The sequence below is a fragment of the Chryseobacterium gilvum genome (assembly GCF_025628965.1).
In the GTDB taxonomy this organism is placed as follows: Bacteria; Bacteroidota; Bacteroidia; order Flavobacteriales; family Weeksellaceae; genus Chryseobacterium; species Chryseobacterium gilvum.
In genome coordinates this window covers 722351-745192 of record NZ_JAOTEN010000001.1, presented here as the reverse complement: position 1 = coordinate 745192, position 22842 = coordinate 722351, and the positions used below count along the sequence as shown (strand labels likewise).

Annotated in this window: 15 protein-coding genes, 1 tRNA gene and 1 pseudogene; 7 read left to right on the top strand and 10 right to left on the bottom strand. The window is 35.7% G+C overall.

The annotated features are described in order from the left end of the window. Nucleotides 1–286: 286 nt before the first annotated feature. Nucleotides 287–910: a DUF4142 domain-containing protein gene (locus tag N0B16_RS03390; protein ID WP_262989316.1), complete on the bottom strand. Its 624-nt coding sequence runs from the start codon at nt 908–910 to the stop codon at nt 287–289. A 158-nt stretch (nt 911–1068) separates the two neighbouring features. On the opposite strand from N0B16_RS03390, the gene N0B16_RS03385 reads away from it, so the two are divergent. Continuing rightward, complete coding sequence (locus tag N0B16_RS03385) at nt 1069–1308, top strand: hypothetical protein (RefSeq protein ID WP_262989315.1); 240 nt, start codon at nt 1069–1071, stop codon at nt 1306–1308. Nucleotides 1309–1456: 148 nt separating this feature from the next. Here the strand turns inward: N0B16_RS03385 and N0B16_RS03380 are convergent, their stop codons facing one another. The 6 genes from N0B16_RS03380 to N0B16_RS03355 all read right to left on the bottom strand — a co-directional run bounded on the left by N0B16_RS03380 (nt 1457) and on the right by N0B16_RS03355 (nt 6143). Then, a complete protein-coding gene (locus N0B16_RS03380; protein WP_262989314.1) occupies nt 1457–1831 on the bottom strand; it encodes a hypothetical protein in 375 nt (124 codons plus the stop codon). Nucleotides 1832–1982: 151 nt separating this feature from the next. Then, nucleotides 1983–2390 carry a hypothetical protein gene (locus N0B16_RS03375; protein WP_262989313.1) on the bottom strand — a complete coding sequence of 136 codons (408 nt, stop codon included), beginning with the start codon at nt 2388–2390 and terminating at the stop codon, nt 1983–1985. A 173-nt stretch (nt 2391–2563) separates the two neighbouring features. Continuing rightward, nucleotides 2564–3478 (bottom strand): helix-turn-helix domain-containing protein, encoded by a 915-nt coding sequence (locus N0B16_RS03370; protein WP_262989312.1) that lies wholly within the window; start codon nt 3476–3478, stop codon nt 2564–2566. Between the two features lie 43 nt (nt 3479–3521). Then, nucleotides 3522–4421, bottom strand: coding sequence for an SDR family oxidoreductase (locus tag N0B16_RS03365; RefSeq protein WP_262989311.1), 900 nt, complete (start codon nt 4419–4421; stop codon nt 3522–3524). Nucleotides 4422–4688: 267 nt separating this feature from the next. Continuing rightward, nucleotides 4689–4773: transfer RNA gene (locus N0B16_RS03360), tRNA-Ser, on the bottom strand. A 545-nt stretch (nt 4774–5318) separates the two neighbouring features. Beyond that, nucleotides 5319–6143, bottom strand: a complete 825-nt coding sequence (locus tag N0B16_RS03355) for a class I SAM-dependent methyltransferase (RefSeq protein ID WP_262989310.1) — start codon at nt 6141–6143, stop codon at nt 5319–5321. A 621-nt stretch (nt 6144–6764) separates the two neighbouring features. Here N0B16_RS03355 and N0B16_RS03350 point away from each other — a divergent pair. From N0B16_RS03350 to N0B16_RS03325, 6 genes are all read left to right on the top strand, one after another. Next, nucleotides 6765–7514, top strand: coding sequence for a helix-turn-helix domain-containing protein (locus N0B16_RS03350; RefSeq protein WP_262989309.1), 750 nt, complete (start codon nt 6765–6767; stop codon nt 7512–7514). 23 nt (nt 7515–7537) lie between these two features. Continuing rightward, nucleotides 7538–8698, top strand: coding sequence for an FAD-dependent oxidoreductase (locus N0B16_RS03345; RefSeq protein ID WP_262989308.1), 1161 nt, complete (start codon nt 7538–7540; stop codon nt 8696–8698). Between the two features lie 486 nt (nt 8699–9184). Further along, nucleotides 9185–13090 (top strand): response regulator, encoded by a 3906-nt coding sequence (locus N0B16_RS03340; RefSeq protein WP_262989307.1) that lies wholly within the window; start codon nt 9185–9187, stop codon nt 13088–13090. Nucleotides 13091–13101: 11 nt separating this feature from the next. Next, nucleotides 13102–13458, top strand: coding sequence for a response regulator transcription factor (locus N0B16_RS03335; RefSeq protein WP_262989306.1), 357 nt, complete (start codon nt 13102–13104; stop codon nt 13456–13458). Between the two features lie 9 nt (nt 13459–13467). Continuing rightward, nucleotides 13468–14526, top strand: coding sequence for a HEAT repeat domain-containing protein (locus N0B16_RS03330; protein ID WP_262989305.1), 1059 nt, complete (start codon nt 13468–13470; stop codon nt 14524–14526). Continuing rightward, a complete protein-coding gene (locus N0B16_RS03325) occupies nt 14523–17951 on the top strand; it encodes a sulfatase-like hydrolase/transferase (RefSeq protein WP_262989304.1) in 3429 nt (1142 codons plus the stop codon). Before N0B16_RS03330 ends, N0B16_RS03325 begins: the two co-directional genes overlap by 4 nt. Before the next feature lie 167 nt (nt 17952–18118). On the opposite strand, the gene N0B16_RS03320 is transcribed toward N0B16_RS03325, so the two are convergent. The 3 genes and pseudogenes from N0B16_RS03320 to N0B16_RS03310 form a co-directional block, all read right to left on the bottom strand. After that, nucleotides 18119–19351 carry a YaiO family outer membrane beta-barrel protein gene (locus N0B16_RS03320; RefSeq protein WP_262989303.1) on the bottom strand — a complete coding sequence of 411 codons (1233 nt, stop codon included), beginning with the start codon at nt 19349–19351 and terminating at the stop codon, nt 18119–18121. A 192-nt stretch (nt 19352–19543) separates the two neighbouring features. Beyond that, nucleotides 19544–22033, bottom strand: a complete 2490-nt coding sequence (locus tag N0B16_RS03315; RefSeq protein WP_262989302.1) for a PAS domain S-box protein — start codon at nt 22031–22033, stop codon at nt 19544–19546. A gap of 247 nt (nt 22034–22280) precedes the next feature. Further along, nucleotides 22281–22636, bottom strand: a pseudogene (locus N0B16_RS03310) (pyridoxamine 5'-phosphate oxidase family protein). Nucleotides 22637–22842 lie beyond the last annotated feature (206 nt).

The following is a 22842-nucleotide window of genomic DNA, read 5'->3' as shown; positions in this document are numbered from 1 at the left end:
TAAATATTTTTACAATTAATTAGTTAATAAAAAATAATTTATTAAAAAATAGTAAAAATAATTCCTTTATATTAAAAATAATTTAAAAAATTAAAAAGTTTATATATTGAATTATTTTAAAAAAAATAATGAAAAAATTAAAATAAGTTGTAATACGCGCACTTATTCAAAGAAAAAATCGTGTAGTGCTACAAGCTTGGTTGATTGCTAATACTAAAAAAAATTCCGAATTTGAGCACATGCTCAAATTCGGAATATCCGTGTGTTATTATATTTCTGTAGAGAATTATTTCACAGCTGCTTTCGCTTTTTCAGATTCCATAAGGTGATGCTCAAGAGTAGGAACTGTTTTACCTGCGAAAGATTTCAAAGAAGATTCTGTGCCGGAAGAAGCTTCTTTTTTGAATTCTGCAACATCTTTCTGATGATCACTTACCATAAGATCGGTATACATACGGTCAAATTCTGCTCCTTTTTTTGCTTTCAGATCATCATATTTTTTTTGCTTTTCAGCATCTAAAGCGGTTGGCAACGTATAATTTACAGCAGTCGCCCATTTTTTCAGTTCATCATTGGCTTTGCTGTGATCATTTACCATCATTGTTCCCAATGATTTTACTGTCGCACTGGAAGCATTGGTTGCCGCAAGTTTACCCATCATTACCTCCATCATTCCGCCTTTGGCAGCAGCATCTGCAAACTTTTTATCCTGATCGCTGAGAGAAGCTGTTCTTGCAGAAGCATTTGGTGTGGTCGCTGAATCGCCTACCATTCTTGGAGAATCCATTGCCGGTTCAGACGGTGTCGCTACTTGCTGGCTGTCTGCAGATTGATCAACAGCCGTGGTCTCGTGTTTTTTACATGCCATTAATGCAGCTACGGCAAAAATGGTTAAAATTGAATTTTTCATAATAATTATTTAAGTTGGTATAGATAAATTGCAATATATTAATGCACACACGTATTGTTAACAATTTTTCTGCCAAAGTTTTAGCAAATCACATTTTAAATAAAAAATTAAAAAATTTGGCATTATAGTAGTATGATCTGACAGCTAAATCATATCATATGAGAAATCGAAAAATTGTTATTTATCATGCTTCCGGTGCGCATACTTTAGAAATTCCTTCAGATAAATTTGAAGATGTTCATCAGAGGATTAATGAGTGTATTAAGGGGAAGAAAAAAAGTTTTATAAGTAAAAACGCAGACGGATCAACGACCATTTTCCCTTCTGAAATGCTTAAGAACAGCGTGATTACTATTGATCTTTTCCAGGATTCTGCAGAGAACAATACTAAAATATAAATTATAAACGACATTCAAACTCAGTCCGGCAATTTTAAAATCTCAAATATATATTTTTATACAATAGCCGCAATATAGCTGCGTCTTTTATAAGCCCGCATGTATGAAAGGATTTGCAATTTTTTTTATAATTATGAGATTTAAGGGATCAGTATCGATGGGTTATGGTAAGAAAAAACCCGTATTGCGAGCATGAGATCTGCATTCTCTTATTTCCTATGATATATCCTGTGAATATCCCCATTTTTCCTTTCATAATGAGCTGATGCATTTTTCTAAAATCTTTTTCATCTTTATAAAAGGCCGGAATAATGTTGTTAATTGAGGTAGGCTCATGAATGTCGAATAAGCCTGCAATATATTCAGATTTTTCGGTTATGTTTTCAAGACCCGTAATTGATCTTGGAAAATTCATCCTGTAAGACTCTCCGTCATACAGCCAAATATACCGATTATTCTTATTAAAAATATTTATTTTAAAATATTCGGAAATTTTATACTCTGCGGTCAGATTTGTTTGCATTTTTAATCTGCCTGAGATTAAAGTAAGCATGAGAACAAGAGTTTTTTCATGATATAAAATTTAGATTATTGCCCTGAACCAAATTACAACTTACAATTGTGTAAGCATAAAAAAAACCTCTTTAATCAGATTAAAGAGGCTGTGCGTTTTTTTAAGCTTTACACATGGCATCCCAAGTAGTCCAGAAGTGAGCATTGATCGCTCCCGGAGCAGGACTTGTGCTGTCAGCAACAATTCCCACCATCGAAGCGCAGTTGGAGTTGCAACCGATCTGGTTTTTGCTTCCCTGCTGTGGAGGAATTTCCCGCCACGTACCGGTAGATCCGCTTAGCATTTCTACTTTAATATCAAAAATACCCGATAGATTCGGTGTTTTAATTTGCTTGGTTGGATTTTCACTTGAAATAGAATCCATAAAATTTCCCTGCGAAAAAGTCACCCTCCATGTGGTGATCATTTTAACAGTATCATTCTGAGGGGAAATATACACCCAAAACTGAGCGCCTCCTCCTAATTGAACCTGACCTGCTGAATTGGCATTTACATTTGTTTCTTGCATACTAAATTTGTTTAATGGTTATTGGTTTTTGATATTTCAAAGGAACAAAGAAGGAAGTATGTTTTTTAGAGTATAAATCGCCAATTGAGGGCTACAGTATTTTTACGTATAAAATAAAGTGAACATCAATGAACTTTTTGAATTAGGAAGATTTTACAATACTTTTGAATATTTCAGTTAAATGACTTTCTGAATTCCAAGGGTGATATATCCGTTTTAGCTTTAAATAATTTACTAAAAGACTGAGAATGTTCAAACCCCAATTCATACGCAATTTCACTTACAGAAAGTTCTGTTGTGGAAAGCCTTTCTTTGGCTTTTTCAATCAGCTTTTCGTGAATATATTGCTGTGTAGTTTGTCCGGTCAGCGTTTTCAGGAGACTTCGCATATATAGCGGCGACATATTTAATTCATCAGAAAGATATTGAACACTTGGTAAACCTTTTGCTTTAAAATCATCTTTTTCAAAATAATCATTAAGCAAAATTTCCAACCGTTCTAAAAATTGATGATGCGCTTTGTGACGCGTAATAAACTGTCTCTGATAAAATCTTTCGGAATAATTCAAAAGAGTTTCCAGTTGAGAAATAATTATATTCTGGCTGAATTTGTCAATACTGGTCTGATATTCCTGCTTGATGTTTTCAGTGACTTGCTGGATTTTTGTTTCTTCATCTTCAGATAGAAATAAAGCTTCGTTGACCGAATAATCAAAGAATTCGTATTTCTTGATTGCGCTTGCCAATGGTGTGTTCCAAAGAAAATCCGGATGAATCATCATCATCCATCCGGAAGGATCTTTCCCTTGTTCTTCCCGTATAACACTCAGAATCTGATGAGGTGCCATACAAAACATAACGCCTTCATCAAAATCATAATCCTGTTGCCCATATCGGTATTTATGATTCATATCCCGTTTGACAGAAATCATATAAAAATCAAACATTAAACTTTGCTTTCCGCTTTCCAAAGCGGGCGCCATATCATCAAAATTAATCACACTGATGAGCGGATGTTTTGGCTTTGGCAAACCACGCAAGGTGTGAAACTGAGAAATGGTTTTTATTCTTATCAGCGAGTCAGACATTGTTTTAGGATTTAATCAAATGTAGTGAATACAAAAATACAGATTATTGTATTTCAGAGAAATAAACATCGCTTTTTAAATCTTCCATTAAAGTTGGATGTTGTGGTTCCCAACCTAAAGTTTTTTTGGTTTCTTCACTTGAAGTCAAATTGCTAAGTTTAGCAAAATGGGCAAACCAGCCAAAATGGTCTGCTGCTTCATCATTTGTAATAGAAACCAAAGGAACCTGTAATCTTTCAGCAATGAATGCAGCAATATCTTTAAACGGAATTCCCTGCTCTCCAGCGGCGTGATATCTTGTACCGCTTTCAAATGGTTTTTCTAAAGCCAACCGGTATAATTTTGCGGCATCTAATTTATGAACTGCCGGCCAGAAATTATTACCATCATTGATTACTGCAGATTTTCCTTTTTCTTTTGCAATTCTTATTAGTGTGGGGACAAAACCAATGATGTCACCTTTTCCATGAACTGATGGTGATAATCTCACAACTGCCACTTTTACGCCTTTTGCGGCGACGGCATCGGCTGCATTTTCGGTGGCAATTCTGGGATGTGGATTTACTGAGCGGTCTGTTTCTATGGTAAGTCCGTCTTTAGAAAAAAGTGCAGTTCCTGATGTGATGAGAAAAGGTTTTTCCGTCCCCACTAAAGCTTCGCCTATCGATTCAATAACTTTTCCGTCAAGTATGCACATCTCCTCAAATCTTGTAAAATCGTGTACAAATCCCAAGTGAATCACTGCATCTGAAGCGATAGCTCCCGATTTCAAACTTTCAAAATCATTTAGATCGCCGCGGTGTGCTTTTGCTCCGGCCGCAATTAATTTGTTTACTGATTCTTCCGAACGGGCCAATCCCAAAACCTGGTGCCCATTGGCTAATAATTCCTGTACTACGGCAGTTCCTACAAAACCTGTAGCGCCTGTAACAAATACTTTCATTTTGATAAAATTTAATACAGCAAAGTTCAGATTTCGTTTCTTTGCTGTTGTATCCAAAAAGTATTTTCTTGTAGCCTAAAAATTTTTAAAATCATTTCCTGAATCCTAAAGGTGCAATGTCTAATCTGATCATTAAGTTTCAGATAGATCACAAAATAGGTAATATATATATATCGTGACCTATTTTGATTTTTAATACCAACGCAAAAAAACGCTGTAAACATTGATGTTTACAGCGTTTTAGCTTATTTTTAGTATTTCTACCAGCGGAGAGAGAGGGATTCGAACCCCCGGACCTGTTACAGTCAATAGTTTTCAAGACTATCGCAATCGACCACTCTGCCATCTCTCCCAAAACTCCGATATGATCGTCATTTTTGGTGGTGCAAATATAAGATGTTTTTTTATTCCGGCAAATAATAATTGAAATTTTAAATTAGAAAGTTTAAAAGGAAAACAGCATTTCCAAATTAAAAATCCGATGACGAAGTCCTGCCTTAACAATGTTTTTAAATGACAATAGTTATATTGGTATAGAACGCATGAATAAGCTGGAAATCAGATATGATCATCATCAAGTTTTGTTGGAATGCAGGTTGATAGTATTTTCAATGACCTGATTTTTAAATAAATAAACGGGCTGTTTTAAAAATATTTAATTTTTTTTAAAGTATTAAAAACCATATCCCGATTTATCTCGTATATAGATAAAGATCCAGATTAGATGTGTTCTAAAGGATTATAGTTCTCATTCGAGAAACTTTTTGGTTATGTCTCCGGTATTAGTACCGGAGATATTTTTTTAAAATTCGCGAAAAGTTTTTAACAATCTAAAACTTTGAATCATAGCAGTTAAAAAAAGGATTGCAAATAAATTACAATCCTCTTTTTATTAAATCAATCTTCTTTGATGCCTACGATCATCATGTGAGGACTAAAAGGTAGCAAACATTCTTCATTTTCTGTAATTGATAAAAGTTCTTTGAGTATCTGCTTTGTTTTTTCGTTAATTATATTACCAAAATAATTATGATCCAGCCAGATCATTCCTTCGACAGCATACATATTTTTAACTTTCAAATTGCACTTTACAAATTCGTTTTTTAATTCTGAAGGCTTATGATAAAATGCTTCCGCTAACAGCCATGGGAAATCATCAGGAGGATTATGAATTCCTGATAATAATTCATTTTTACACATATCAAAAAAAGTGGGTCTATAAATAAGCCCATTCAATAACCCTACCAGTGTCGAAGCAGTAAAATTGATTCCGAAACCCAGTATAATCCCGCCTTTCTTTACTACTCTTTTTGCTTCGTCTATAGCCTTGATTCTTTCTTCTTCCTTTTGCAAGTGATATAGAGGGCCATGCAAAATAACAATATCTGCAAAACCATTAGGAAAATCCAAATTTCTTGCTTCGCCTTTAATAACTTTAAATGTATTCTTTAATTTTTGAGACCTTTCTTTAGCAATACGAAGATGCTTATCAATGGGGTCAACCAAGTATACCTGATGTTTTAATTTTGACAACCATTCTGAATATTTACCCGTTCCGCCTCCAATGTCAATGATAATGGATGGATCTTTTAAATGTAACTGGATCAGGTATTTTATCCTCTCAAATTCGAAAATTCCCATTCCTTTTGAAAGCCTGTCTTCTTCAGATGATTTATTATAAAAACGTTCAATTGATGAACTGATAAGTTGCTTATTTTTCATACTAAGTTTTGCGTAAACCGCGCTGTTAAATTATGTATTATACATAGGAAAATTCAACTGTAAATACAGTTGTAAAACACCTTAGAAAGTGTTGGTCATATGTCTGCTTAGTATAGAATGGTGCAAAGTTAATTATTTAAAGAAAAGAACACATATAAAAAATATCTCCGGCAACGTAGCCGGAGATATACACCAAAAAATATAATATTGAAATTACAGTCAGGTAAAGTCTCCCGAAGGAGACTCTGTGATTCACTTTAAAACACAATTATTGAATCATTTGTATCATATACGAAATGATTTTGAGAATGGATTTTGCGGAAGGCAATTGATTAAAAATTATACTCGTAGAAATGCAAACCAATTACGTATTCATATTGATCAAATGTCTGATTATATTAATTGGATATATAGTTACTAATAAAGTCAATATGTAAAAATCAAAGGTAAACACTCCAGGCAATTACCATTTTCTAAAGAAATTAATTATATAATCTTATTAAATAGTACATTTACAACGACACAAAATTTTTAACATTTATATTGTCATAAGACAATGCAATCTTTACAATAATTTGTATACAATTACTAATTTGCGGTCTTAATTGTACTTTCTATACCATGAAAAATACATTTCACTTTAAACTTATTCAGCCTGATCCGTCAATTAGTCACTTTGTTTATTGTTTTTCATCGCTGCAAAACTTTTCCAATCAGCATCATGCAGTTGTTATTCCTAATGGAAAAATTGATTTGATCTTTTCAAAAACGAAAGATCTTACAGTAAATGTTGTTTTACTGGGTCTTGAAACCAAGCCTAAATTTCCGAACCAGGACGTCACTGATTTTTGTTCGGTCAGTTTTAATCCTTTAGCTATAGAATACATTCTGGGCTGTTCGGTTGCAGATATTATTAATAATGGCAAATTGATGCCTGATCACTTTTGGGAAGTCACCACGGAAGATATTGATCATTTTGACAGGTTTTGCGATAAAATAAAAAGAAAAATCACTTCATTATTACCCGAAACTATAGATGAACGCAAGCGTCAGTTATTTGAAAAGATCTTTGCTTCCCATGGTGAAATTGCAATAGCTGAACTTTCTGAAAAGATTGCATGGAGCCAACGTCAGATCAACCGGTATTTTAACCAGCAATTCGGGTTGTCTTTAAAGGCATACTGCAAGATTCTTCGCTTCCAGGCTTCCCTGTCTCAGATAAAGGATGGAAACCTCTATCCACAGCTTAATTTTACAGACCAGTCTCATTTTATCAAAGAAATCAAGCAACTTTCAGGAGTGTCTCCCAAAGAGCTTCATAAAAATGAAAATGACCGTTTTTTACAATTTTTAGTCTATGATCAAAAGTAATTTTGTGCTCTAAATATAAAATTATGATGTTACAAAATAAACAGATTGCAATTATCGGAGGTGGCCCCGGTGGACTGACATTGGCCAGACTGTTACAGCTGAAAGGTGTGAATGTAAAAGTGTATGAAAGAGATGTCGACCGAAGTGCGCGAGTACAGGGTTCGCCTCTTGATTTACATGAAAATTCCGGATTGGCAGCAATAAGAAAAGCAGAATTGCTGGGCGAATTTAAAAACCATTATATGGAAGGCGCTGACAGAACAACAATTACCAACGAAAAAGCGGAAATCGTTTTCAGTGATCACGAAATATATAAAGAGGAAGATTTTGGGCATGAGCATTTCCGGCCGGAAATAGACAGGGGTGTATTACGTAAAATCTTATTAGCATCAATACAGCCCGAAAATCTCGTCTGGAACAGTCACTTTTTATCAATGGAAAAACATCATGATGGCTGGCTGCTTCATTTTAAAAATGGTATGAAGGCATATGCAGATATCGTAATCGGTGCTGATGGAGCAAATTCAAAAATCAGACCTTACATTACCGATATTGAAGCATTTTATTCCGGTATTACCATGCTCGAAGGCAATATCTATGACGCTGAAAAACGAGTGCCGGAAATTACCCAGATCCTTCGTGGCGGTAAATTAATGGCTTTTGGGAATGAAAAGAATATTTTGATGGGGCAAAAGGCAGACGGAGTCATCGGGTTCTATGCAAGTTTTAAAGCAGAAGAACATTGGGTTTCAAAAAGCGGTCTGGATTTTTCAGATACGTCTCAAATATTAGATTGGTTTAAAAAACACTATGCGGAATGGAGCCCCATCTGGAATCAATTGTTTGAAAATACCACCACACCTTTTATCCCAAGACCGATTAATTGCATGCCTTTAAATCAGACTTGGGAAACATTACCAAATGCAACCATAATCGGTGATGCAGCACATCTTATGCCGCCCTTTGCCGGAGAAGGAGTCAATATGGCAATGTTGGATGCACTGGAACTCAGTGAAATTCTGACAGACGTAAAGCATGCTTCAATATACAACGCCTTGGTATCATATGAAACAGCAATGCGGAAAAGAGCTTCTGTCATCGCACAGGAATCGTTGGATAATGGGAACATCATGCACCATGTTGATGCTTTGTCAACCATGTCTAATTTCTTCAGTGGACAGTAAGATAAAATTATCTTGCTTTCTACCTAATTTTGGTTTTACATTATTACTAAAAAAACATCTCAAGCCTGTCAATTTACAGAGATTGTAAAAAAAAGAGGGTTGAAAATTTAAAAAGAAGAGGGTTTGCATAATAATAATGCGAATCTTCAAGTGATCTTATTCAATTAGTATTAAATAGTGACAATGACAATACTAATAAATTGAAAAAGAAATTCGCTGCAATAAACGTATACCCTCAATTTTTATTAGAATTGCTGACACGCAAGAAGATTTTTCCTGCCAATTCTAGGTAGCTTTATAAAAAATTCAACGGCTTCAACCTAAATATACTTTTGTGTTTCGTGAAGAAGCATAATTTATGGCGATTAAATGCGAAATTATTTGTAATTTCGGTTAAATATTAGAAATTTATTCTTCATAATGAATAAGTATTTAAATATCAGGAATTAACAACATTTTTAATTGCTAAAAAATAATCTTCGATGTATGGATAAATATCCAATGCCCGCTAATGAGAACGAAAGAATCAATAAACTGAAGTTTTTTGATCTTTTAAATTTAAAAAAAGACCCCCAGTTAGATATTTTCGCAGAAGCAGCATGCCTGATTACAGACTGCCCTGCCTCTCTTATAGGCATGATGGAAAGTGATACACAAGTCATCCAGAGCTGCATAGGTCTCGCTTTTGATTCCGTAGACAGAAAAAGCACTTTATGCCAATACAGTATTGCAAGCGGAGAGGTGGTAGTGATTGAAGATACCTTATCTGACGAAAGATCATCAGACAATCCTCTGATAATAGAAGGTGGCATCCGTTTTTACGCAGGAATTCCCTTAATAGATAATGAAGGTTTTGCATTAGGAACTTTGTGTGTTATTGACTTTAGACCTAAAACATTAAGTGAAAAACAGCTCAGTACCCTTCAAAAACTCGGGAATGCTGTGACAAACCTGCTAATAGGAAAAAGAAAAAATATTGATGCCGAATACTTTCAGCAGACTTTTAATATCTCCAATAATCTAATTTGTGTCTTAGATAATAACTTGTTATTGAAGGATGTCAATCCTGCTTTTGAAAACGTTTTTAGGATTAGTAAAACTGAAACTGTCGGTAAAAATTTATTAGATATCGTAGGGCAAGAGAATATTGAGCTACAGTCACTATTAAAAAATCTGACTGATAATCAGCAGGAAATTAAATTTTCAACATCTACAAAATTTGAAGATTCATCCATTACGGTAGAATGGTATTTAAAACAGAATCAAAAAAAGTCTGAGATTTTTTGTTTTGGAATTAACATTACACGACAGTTAGAAGAAAAACAAAAACTTGAAAGTTCGGAACGTCGCTTCAGAAGCTTTTTTGAAAATGCGATAGGATTAATGAGTATGCATGACATGGAAGGAAATATCCTTGCTGTTAATGAAAAAGGGAGAAAAACACTTCAGTATTCTGCAGAAGAAGTAAAAGGATTGAATTTAAAAGATCTTGTTCCCCAAAAAAATTGGCCACTGCTTGCACACTATCTTGAAAAAATCAACAACAGTCAGGAAGATCTTGGAACCATGATTCTCAAATCCAAGGAAGGAGAAGAAATGGTCTGGATGTACCATAATCTGGTGGAAACTGATAAAGAAGGCATGCCCTATATTGTAAGTACCGCTTTGAATGTTACTGAAAGAATGACGCTGGAGAAAGACCTGCTGTACACCAAAAAAATGCTGGAACAGACCAGTGCGGTTGCACAAGTGGGAGGTTGGGAAGTCAATCTTAAAAACAACACCGTTTTTTGGTCACAATCTGCTAAAGACATCCATAAATTAGACAAATCATTTCAGCCTGATTTTGAAAATGCAACGGGATTTTATACTGAAGAGAGCAGAAAAAAAGTAGAAATATTATTTAAGAGAGCTGTAGAAAATGGTATCGGTTATGATGAAGAGTTACGCCTCATACGTAATGATGGAGCTGTAATATGGGTGAGGGTGAAGGCCATTCCTGAGTTTGAAGACGGTATCTGCACAAGAGTATATGGGATTATCCATGATATTGATAAATTCAAAAACATCTATCTCGAACTTGCTAAAAAAGAGGCTATGCTTCAGTCATTTGTCACTTATGTTCCTACTGCGGTAGCCATGTTTGATAGAGATCTCAATTATCTGTCAGTAAGCAGCAGTTGGAAAAATGAGTTCCAGATGCATGATACAGATCTTATAGGAAAAAACATGTTTACGGTATCGCAAAATGTACCGGAAGATAGAAAAAAAATATATCGGGATGCACTGGCCGGTAAAACGTACATAAATAAGGATATGACTCTGGAGGTTCCCCATAAGGAAGGATTGCAACATTATAATATTGTGGTAAGCCCTTGGTACCTCTCAGATCAAGTTATGGGTGGCGTTATTGTTTCTGCGCAAAACATTACGGAGTCAAAAAAAACCAACGAAGAGCTTAAAAATGCAAAGCAGATGGCAGATATTGCCAACAAAACCAAGTCCGAATTTTTAGCCAATATGAGCCATGAGATCAGAACTCCATTAAACGGGGTCATCGGCTTTTCTGATCTTTTGCTTCAAACTCCGTTAAATGAAATGCAGACGCAGTATCTCAATTACATTAATGAGTCTGGTGAAAACCTTTTGAATATTATTAATGACATTCTTGATTTTTCTAAAATTGAATCAGGAAAAATGGAGCTTTTAATAGAAAAAGCCAACGTTTATGATACAGTGAGCCAGGTCATCAATGTGGTTCTTTATCAGTCTCAGAAAAAAAACATCGAGCTGCTTTTAAATATTGAGCCGGGATTGCCCGATACAATATGGGTTGATGAAACCCGGTTGAAGCAAATTTTGATCAATCTTCTTGGAAATGCTGTAAAATTTACAGAAAAAGGCGAGATTGAACTTAAAGTGCAAAAACTGGATTCAGATGATAAAAATATAAAATTACGATTCTCTGTGCGAGACACAGGAATCGGTATTCCGCCAGAAAAGCAACAGCATATCTTTAACGCTTTTACTCAGGAAAACAGTTCTATCAGTAAGCGTTATGGAGGAACGGGGCTCGGACTTACCATTTCAAATAACATTTTGAAATATATGGGAAGCAATCTTACTCTGGAAAGCGAACTTGAGAAAGGGTCTGTTTTTTACTTTGATATTGAGATTCCTTACGAAATATCTGATCAAAACGAAGATGAAACACTGAAAATCAACAAGGTTCTCATTGTCGACGATAATGAAGCAAACAGGATTATTCTGCAGCATATGCTTGCATATAAGAATATAGATTCCAAACTCGCTGCCAATGGAATGGAGGCTCTTCAGCTCTTATTAGCCGGAGAGCGTTTTGATATTATTTTGATCGATTACCATATGCCGATTATATCTGGTTTGGAAACAATCGAAAAAATAAAGCAGCTTTTTAATGAACAGAATGAGGCCTCACCTCTCGTGATCCTTCACACTTCTTCAGAAGAGCATGATGTTATCAACTCATTCAGAAAGGAAGAAAGTTCCTATTTCCTGCTCAAACCTATTAAATCTGAAGAACTATACAAAACATTACGACGGGCGGTTAAAAGTTCAGAAAAAGATTTAACGGCAGCTAAACCGATGCAGAAAGAAGATTATATGTTTATGACTTCTCCCAATGTGTTGCTTGTAGATGATAATCCTGTTAATATGGTTCTGAATAACAGAATCATGCAATCGCTGATACCTGGAGCTAAACTTACAGAAGCAACTGACGGACTGCAGGCTTTAGAACATTGCCGTAATCAGCTTTTTGACATCGTACTAATGGATGTACAGATGCCTGTAATGGACGGGATTGAAGCCACAAAGCAAATCAGGCTGTTGCCAGAATATACCACAGTTCCCATCATTGGTGTTACGGCAGGAAACGTTTTAGGTGAAAAAGAAAAATGTCTGAGTTCCGGAATGGATGATTTTCTACCCAAACCCCTAAGACAGAGTGATCTTGTGGAAATATTAAAAAAGCATCTGGGCGCTGAAGTTCAGGAATTGTCAGAACCCAAACCACTACAGCCTGAGATGTATTTGGATATGGATCTCCTGGGTGAACAGATGGGTGATGATGATGATTTTAAAACAATATTTTTAAACTTAGTGATACAAGAGCTCGATCAGGCTAAAGAAAATATACAATCAGGAATACAAGAAAAAAATACCGAAGAGCTTAAGAAGATTCTTCACAAACTCAGAGGAACTGCCGGAACTGCCGGCTTGATAAAACTTATGGAGCAAACTTCCTATTGGGAAAAATCTATTGAGGAAAACATGGATTTTACATCTATGGAGCGCAACATAATACATGAAATAACGGTAGGATTACAATTAATCAAAAATTTAATAAAATAAATAATAAGACCATGGTAATTCTAATTGCTGAAGACGATGAACTTATATTAAAAACAATAGAGCACAAATTACTGAAAGAAGGGCACGAAGTAATTTTAAGCCGTAATGGCAAAGAAGCTATTGAAACCCTGAAAACGGAAAATGTAGATCTTGCGATTACAGATATTATGATGCCTTTCGCATCAGGAATAGAAATATTATCTGCAATACAGGCAATGGGTAAAAAAATACCTGTAATTATACTATCAAGTATGGGGCAGGAAGAGGTTGTACTTAATGCTTTTGATTTAGGAGCAGCAGATTTTATTGTAAAGCCTTTCAGTCCTAATGAATTGATGTTAAGAATCAAAAGATTTTCTACAAAATAAAGGGTTAAGATGATAGACTCTGTACATTTTATTTTTTTTGTTTTTCTGGGAATGCTTTCATTGGTACTCGTGATGATTATTATTGTCATCATTTATAGCATTTATCAGTACAGGTTTTCTATCCGCATTTCTGGATGGTCTGAAATAATCAATAAAAAAATAACAAAAGTAATTGTATATGAAGAAGATGGAGAGCCGGCCGATAAAGATTTTGAAAAAGCCAATAAAAATCCTCTGTTTAGAAATCTTTTTTTACAAAAACTGGTTGATTCCGAAAAGAAATTTTCAGGTGCTGCCAAAGATACGATCAAACATCTTTTTGAACAATATAAACTTCAGGACGATGCCTTTAAAAAATTAAGCCAAAAGAAACCTCATTTAATCGCACGCGGAATACAGGAACTTACTGCAATGAATGTACAAGACAGCCTGCCGGAAATCTCAAAATTTCTTGCACACGCATCACCGCAGGTGTATCAGGAAGCGCAATATACTTTGGTAAATTTTAAAGGTTTTGAAGGATTGCATTATTTAGATACCATTCAGTCTGTGCTATCGGAATGGCAACAATTGCGTCTTCTGGGTTCAATCACTCACATTCCCGAAAATTCTGATCATCTGATAAATGGCTGGCTTAAAAGTTCAAACGATTCTGTGACTATTTTTACCCTTAAGCTCATCAGAAAATTCCAGATCCTTTCAGTGTACTCTATGGTTGCCGAGCTTATGGCACATTCTTCTACAGAAGTGATAGTAGAAACCGTACAAACTTTATTATCCCTGGAGAATTCCTCTACAATTACATACCTTATTGAAGCCTACCCCAATCAGCCTATCGAGGTTCAATTCGAAATTCTTAAAGCAATAAAAAGCTCAGGAGATAAAAGCTGTATAGGTTTCCTGAAAGAGCAGCTGCTTTATACCCCCGAATCTGCTCTAAAAGTTTGCGCTGCTGAAGTTCTTTTTTCGTTGGGGCAACAGGAGTTTTTAGAGCAGATCGCACAGGATGAAACTTCTTCTGAAGAATTAATAAACATAATAAAACACGCTTTGCAGGAAAAAATATGATAGAATTCTCACATATTATATACGAAGTTGTTATATGGCTGTTTCTGCTTTATGGGCTTGGTGTTGCAGTCATTTACGGTTGGATAGGGATCTATGCATTGGGAGCTGTATTAAGATATAAAAAAGAAAATACTTTTACAGATTACAGTATTATCGCTGCCAATCCTAATGCGCCTACATTTAGTATTATCGCGCCGGCTTACAACGAAGGAATGACCATTGTAGAAAATGTGCGTTCTCTCCTATCCCTTTATTATCATAATCTGGAAATTATTATTGTCAATGACGGCAGTAAAGATGATTCTATACAAAAACTGATTGAAGCCTATAATCTGGAATCGATCACCTATTTCATACAGGGGAAAATAGAAACCAACCCTGTAAGAGGTATTTATAAAAGTAAAAACCCGGCTTTTAAAAAGCTGATTGTTGTAGATAAAGAAAATGGTGGTAAAGCAGATGCACTTAATGTAGGTGTTAATATTTCGTCCGGTCAATATCTTGTCTGTATAGATGTAGACTGTATTCTGGAGCAGGATGCGATCCTTAAACTGGCAAAGCCATTTTTGGAACAGAAAGACAAAAAGTTTATTGCCTGCGGTGGTGTGATTCGCCTGGCAAATAATTGCGTCATTGAAAACGGTAAAGTCATCAGTGTCAATATGCCGAGAACTCTTTTGGGAAGAACCCAAGCATTAGAATATATCAGAGCTTTTGTTCTCGGCCGAATGGCTTGGTCACGCGCTTCTGGGCTAATTTTAATCTCAGGAGCCTTTGGAGTTTTTGATAGAAAAATTGTGCTGGCTTGTGGTGGATATGATAAAAAGACGGTAGGAGAAGACATGGAGCTGGTCGTGCGTATGCGAAAGTATATGGAAGAAAGAAACGAAGCCTATGAAGTACTTACCATTCCTGATCCTTTATGCTGGACTGAAGCTCCGGAAACAAAAGACATCCTTAAAAAACAGAGAAACAGATGGATGCGCGGAACGATCGAGACCCTTTGGAAACACAGGAAGATGATGTTTAATCCCAAATATGGAAAGCTGGGAATGATCAGCCTTCCCTACTGGTTCTTTTTCGAACTTCTGGGCCCATTGGTAGAATTTTCCGGATATATTATTTTTATTATTTTTCTGTTATTGGGTATCATCAGTTGGCCGTTTTTCAGTGTTCTATTTGCATTGGTCATATCCATGGGTTTTCTGTATTCAATCTACGCCATATTGGTTGATCTTGTCAGTTATCAGGTGTATACCAAAAGAAAAGATTTTTTCGCACTTATTGCAACCGCTTTTTCCGAACCATTTTATTTTCACCCTATTGTTGTAAAAGCAGGGGTTAACGGATTTATTGATTATTTCAGGAATTCTCACGGATGGGGAGAAATGACACGGCAAGGCTTTAGTCAAAACACTCAAAATTTACCTTTAAAAGAGAAGATTTCAATTATCCTTCACACAGGATTAAAGCAGTGGGGAATTCTGGCCGTCGTATTCCTGATTCAATTTTTAATAGGAATAGGTGTGGAATCATTGTGGTACTGCTATTCTTTTCCCTCAATAGACGTATCACAAATAGTCGTCCACCTGTTCTTTGACAATATTTTATTTGCCTTAAAGCTGGTAGCAGTGATGGGAATTACTTATCTCATCTTGTCATTCATCAAAAAAAGCTGGGGGAAAACACTCACCATTGCTGTATTTCTCACAGCAGCTGTTTCGCATTATATTTTGTTCCTTTATTTTTCCGAAACTCATAATCTGCTTGGAGCAGAGGTTTTTTATTACAGCAAAGACGAAATAAAACAGACGTTACAGTCCAGCGGAATGCTGAACTACAAAAATTTTGCCTTGATGGGTATTTTGATGGTATTGGTATTTTTACCATTATGGATGATGGGGAAAAAAGCATTAAAATCACTATATCTTGGCATTACAGTATTGGTGATCGGATTGTTGGCTTTTTTTGTACCTTCTTCTCTATTAGACAATGAAGCTGTGCAGAATTACAACGAATTTAATAAAGACGCAGCGAAAAGCAAGTGGGTTTATTTTATTAATTCCAATGAAGACAATTTTATCAGTGATCATCCTGAAATCGTTAAACTTTGGGGTGGCAGTGATAAGTTTCAGATTACTTCCGAAATGCTGGATGAAAAATTTCCTTTTTGGAGAAAAGAGACCACACCAGACTTTTTAGGGCCGTATTTTACAAAATCTGAAAAAGCACCCAACTTAGTCTTTGTTATTATGGAAGGTTTCGGACATGCGTATACTTCACCGAAAGGCTATGTCGGTAACTTTACCCCTTTTCTGGATTCACTGTCACATAAAAGCCTCTATTGGGAAAACAGTATAAGTTCGGCAGGAAGAACATTTGGAGCATTGCCCTCATTAACGGGCTCTCTTCCTTTTGGCAAGAATGGATTTTTAGAAATCGAAAAAACGCCACAACATTTTAATTTGTATAATGTACTTAAAGCAAATGGTTTTGAAACGGGTTTTTATTATGGTGGGCATATACAGTTTGACCGGTATCGTGAGTTTTTGAAATACAGCGAAGTAGATCATATTGTTGATGAAGACCTATTCGGAAAACCCTACCGTAAGCTTCCCGCAAACAATGGAGAAAGCTGGGGATATGAAGATCAGGCAGTGTTTGATAAAATGCTTAAGATGCAAGCGTTAAACAATCGGCCTTATTTTAATATGATACTTACTTTATCAACCCATAACCCGTTCTTGATAAATAATAAAAATTATTATGAAAAGCAGTATAACAACAGATTGCAATCCACAATTCTGAATCCTCAACAGAAAAAGTGGGCGACGATCCATAAAAGAGAATTGATTTCTGTTCTGAATGCTGATGATGCTTTAAAGAAATTCTTTGAAGATTACAGTAAGCGTCCAGACTTCGCGAATACCATTTTTGTAATTACCGGTGACCACAGTATGCCGGAGATCATTTTACAATCTAAAATTGATAGATTTCATGTTCCTCTGATGGTGTATTCACCTTTACTCAAAACGCCCAAAAAATTTAACAAAATCGTTAGTCACTTTGATCTTGCACCATCCTTGTTTTCCTATTATAGAACGAATTATAACTTACATACACCTTCTACGGTTGCTTGGCTGGGAAGAGGGCTTTCAGTAGGTTCAGAGACTGTAACATCAGGTATTCCTATGATGCAGAGCAAAAACCTGCTGACTGATTTTATGTTTAAAAATTATTATCTCCATGACGGACAGCTTTTTATCACAAAAAACCTAGAAGAAAGCAACTATAATGATGAAGCAGAACTACAAAGACTTACCGTCAGATTTAATCAATTTAAAACAATGAACTCCCGCTTTTATGCTACTAAAAAACTAATGCCCGATTCGGTAATTGTTAATTTTATGAAGAGAACGAAGTAATTTTTTAGAATGAAAGCTTTGACAACTGTTTTTAAATGCACTGATATCAAAACTTAAAAGGATTTTAAATTTTAAGATAAAAAAAGTGTATTGAACCATCCTCAATACACTTTTTTTTAGTGATAATAGTACTTAAAAAATTTCGTCTATTTTTAACGATTAAATCTTTAAAATTTCCGCGTGTATCCTAATGTGATATCAAACTGATTGCCTTTTACATTTGGCAAATATTCCTGATTATAATACATCGTGCCCACCGAAAATAAATTTCTGTAGACCGCAAAATTATATGCAGCTCCTAATTTGAAAGTCTTCAGTTTAAAGGTTTCATTTTCCAAAAGATTATTACGGTTTTCTTCCGGGCTGATTCCGGTTCCTATCTGAACGGCAAAATAATCCTGGCTGCTTTTTGTATAGTATCGTACAGTTGCGGTATAAGAATGTGCTATATTCTTGCTGTCCGGAGTAATATAGGTTCTTAAGTTAAACCAAAAATTCTTATAATATTTACCTACTGATGCGGTATACAGCCAGATATTATTGGTAAAATAAAGTTGTCTGTACCCTATTTCGGCTTCAAAACTGTGTGGTAAATTCGCGTTTAGAGAAACTCCCGTGCGGTATTTTGGGAAAAGTCCAACATCCTCAGAATATCCGGCTCCTACATATAAATAAAATGTTTTAGACAATCTAGGATAAGCTTCCAGTTCTATCTGTGTGCCGTTTTGCGCAAATTTGTTGGCATAATTCCCTCTCAGGATTACTGATCCCAGAGAGGTCATTCTTTTATAACTTACTCCTATAATATGCCAATCATCATCAAATTGCTTATCAAAATGTGAATAATTATAAGTGATACCTACTTCATTTTTTGAAGAAAAATCATTTATTCTCACAGCAAAAGCTCTTGCCTCCGTATTTTTTGGATTGATGAGCAACAGATTTGTAATAGCTTGCTCTGCTTCAGCATAACTATCCGTTGCAAAATAAACTTTTGCTTTCAACAGCCATAACGCTTCAGACGAAGGATGATGTACCAATCCCTCATCAATGATCTTAATGGCATTTGCATTTTGATCGTTCCAATATTCGAGCGATGCGTATGCGACAAAATAGTCTTCATCTTTAATCCCCTTCTTTTGCAGATCTTCAAATACTGCTCTAGCAGAAACAATATCTTTGTTCCATGTATACAATCGTGCTAAAAAAATAGAAATATCTGTGTAATCAGGGGATATTTTCAGCGCTTCTTTTGCAAGAGAAATAGAGGCATTATAATCTTTTTGTTCGAAAGCCGTTGTACGTGCTTTTAAAAACAATTCATCAGCACTGGGATTTTGCTGTGCTGAAATTGCAAGGGGAAACAACAGCAGAAACAACAAGGATTGACATCTTTTCATTGAAGATTATAATTAATTATACTATATAAAACAAATATATTGAACTTTTCACAGTAAACCAAACTGAATATTATCTATAAAACAATACAGAAATATTCTTAAATGATCAATAGAATTGTTAATATGAAGTATCAGTGTTAAAATTTACGCTTTAAGATGCAAATCATCAATTGTACGTAAAAAATTGTTCAATTAATCCTGATCTGGTAATGTAAACCAAAAAGTAGTACCAACGCCTACCATGCTTTCAACTCCTATTTTCCCGCCGTGACGCTCAATAATATCTGAACTGATATAGAGGCCTAATCCTAGTCCTGAAACCTGCACACCTGATTGGTCTACTCTAAAATAACGTTCAAAAAGATACGGTAATTTGTCTGCTTTAATTCCGGGACCGGTGTCTCTAAGGGAAATTTTAACTGAGTGGTCTTTACGCTCAATCGTTAGGAATAATTGTTTGCTATCCGGAGCATATTTAATGGAATTATTAATAAAATTAGTGAGAACCTGGTGTATTCTATTCTCATCTGCAAGTATTTCAATATGTGTATCCCCTTCCACCACAAGCTCATGGCTTCCCATTTGCAAAACATAAGAACGGCACTCTTCTACCATCTGTGCTAAATGAAACTTCTGTTTACGTAGCATTACCTGCCCTTCATTTATTTTTGTCACATTGAGCAGTTCCTCAACCAGTTGGGAAATCTTTGCCATACTCCTGTTACATTGGTCGATTAACCGGGGCAGCAAAGCGGTCGGATTCGTTTTCATACGCTCAAGAAGTTGCAAAGAAGCTTTAAGGCTGGTCAATGGTGTTTTGAGCTCATGACTGGCAATTGATATGAAATCATCTTTTTGTTGTTGCAATTGTTTAAAACCTGTGATGTCGATAACCGTTCCAAGTAACTTTTTCAGGTTGCCATCGCTATCATAATGAACATTTCCATGTAAGCGGACCCACTTTAAAGAGCCGTCTGCATGTAAAATACGGGTTTCGTAAAAAAGTTTACCGGTTTTTTGGGCAACAGCATGGGCCTGATCGCTTAAATGGGCATCCAAAGGATGTAAGGTTTTAAGCACCTCAGCTCTCGAAATGGGGCTGCTTACTCCAAAAATCTCATCAAAGCGCTTTGAACCTATCAGTAAATTGTTTCTATAATTAAGTTCATACGTACCGATCTCTGCAGCTTCAAGAGCAAGGCGGTTGCGTTCTTCGGCATCTTCAATTTTATTTCTTGCGATTACTTTATCGGTCACATCATTTCCTACTACCATAATAGAGGTGACTGCACCTGTCAAATCAGTAACAGGCTCATAAACGAAATCAACAAATACGGTTTCATCGACTCCGTTTCGATTCAATACTAACTCGTGCTCTCTTCCATGAAAGGCAATACCGGTTGTAATTACTTCCTGCATCAATGGTGAGTATACTTCAGCAGCTTCTGCCACACCTTCCCAAATCATACGACCTTTCAGCTGTTTCCTGGTTTTGCCTACTAATTCTAAATAACCATTATTCACTTCTGTGACAATCAGATCTTCAGCTCGAATCACGCATATCGCAACTGGTGCCTGATTGATAAGGTTACGAAACCGGGTTTCACTGAGTTGTAACTCATCATTGGATTCTGCCAGTTCTTCATTGGTTGCGGCAAGTTCTTCATTGAGGGCAGAAAATTCTTCATTAGAGGCAGCGAGTTCTTCATTCAGATCCTGCAGCTGTTGCTCACTTAATTTCTGCTGAGTTATATCAACACAGGAACTGATATATCCCGCAAAATTTCCATCAGAAAGAAAGCGGGGTGTCCCTTTTTTCAGGAGCCAATGATAAGATCCGTCGGATCCCATAAGCCTCATCTCGGCGGTGTAGGAAACTTTGTTAGAAAACGCCTGCTGATGAATATTAAGAAATTTTTGTTTATCCTGAGGATGTATCAAATCATACCATCCTCTATTTAGTAATTGATCTGAACTTCTTCCCGTGAACTGACACCATGCCTTATTAAAATAGTTTAACTGCCCTGTATGATCACGCACAGCAATAAGGATGTCGGTATTATCAGCCATAGATTTGAATCTTTCTTCACTTTCTATCAACGCTTTTACACGATCTTCTACTGTCGATTCCAATTCAGAATTAATTCGGGTTAGCTCTTCCCTTCCTTTCTGCAACTGCTCATTAATTGCATTTAGTTTTGCATTGGATGCGGCAAGCTGTTCATTCAACAATTGTTCCTGACTGAGCAGCTTCTTGTTCAGGCTGGCTTCTTCCAATTCCCGCCTGTTCAGATAACGTTCTGTAACGTCAGTAGCAGTATGCAATATTGCTACAACGCTCCCATCATCATCTTTTATAGCACGATACTCAAAATCAAAGTAATACGTACTGAGCACTCCATCGATTAATAAGTCTGCAGGCGTGTCTTTCCCTGAAATAGTGATTCCTTCGCGCCATACTTTTGCAAACATTTCCATAAATGGCTGACCTGCCAATTCTGGCATTGCTTCATTTAATCCTTTACCTTTCACTTCGGACCCGCGTCCCCAAATGGTTAACATCGCCTTATTGGCAAATTCAATCCTTGCATTTTCACCAACATGTACAGCGGTGGCGGTGTTAACAAAGGAAAGTATATTGGTTAACTGTTCAAAATTTAGGGGCTTAACCGAATCCGTCATTTTTGATTTAGGGTTTAATTTGGCAAAATTACAAAATTGGTCTGAATAATACTGCCGACGAAATTGTAGGCAGCTATCCCGGAAAATCAAATGATAGGTATCTAAAATTCCGGATATTTAATTTATTATTTTAGCTGATTCTGCAATATAGGTGAAGTTTCTTCGGAAAACAGAAATATTAATTAAGCTTGATCGTGTTTCTTTTTCTTTATCGCAATTATATATTCTAATGATCCAGAATGTTTTTTTATGATGAAATGTATTCTCCCTCTTCATCTTTGTGCCAGAATGAAATGCGTTTGGAGGTCACTTTCAGCAGGCAAATCCCCTCTGTTTCAATACCGTCAGGAAACCATTGCTCAAGCTCTTCAACCCACTTTTCTTTTAACGTTTCTTTGTCAGTTACTACCGCTGCAGTACCATAGCAATCGATAAAAAGCATATCATCTGTCTGATAAATGAGACTGACATTATTATCCTCTTTAATTTGGCGAACTTGTTGCTGTCTTCATATGTGAAAAACCACGAGTCACCATCAAATTCTACCTTACCATTATTACTCATAGGTCTTGAGTGGTTTTGTCTTCCGTCATGCGTAATCATCATACAGAAGTCTAAATTTTTCATTTTTTGTGCAATGGTCTTAAGTGAAGCATTTTTCATTTTAATTATATTTTGTTTGGTGATGAATTATTATCGAGTGATGATCTACAATGGATACCTGTTGATATTCTTGAAGCACTTTCATGATCTTTAACCAAAATACATACCGTTTTATAAAATATAAAATTATATTATTAAAACCGGTT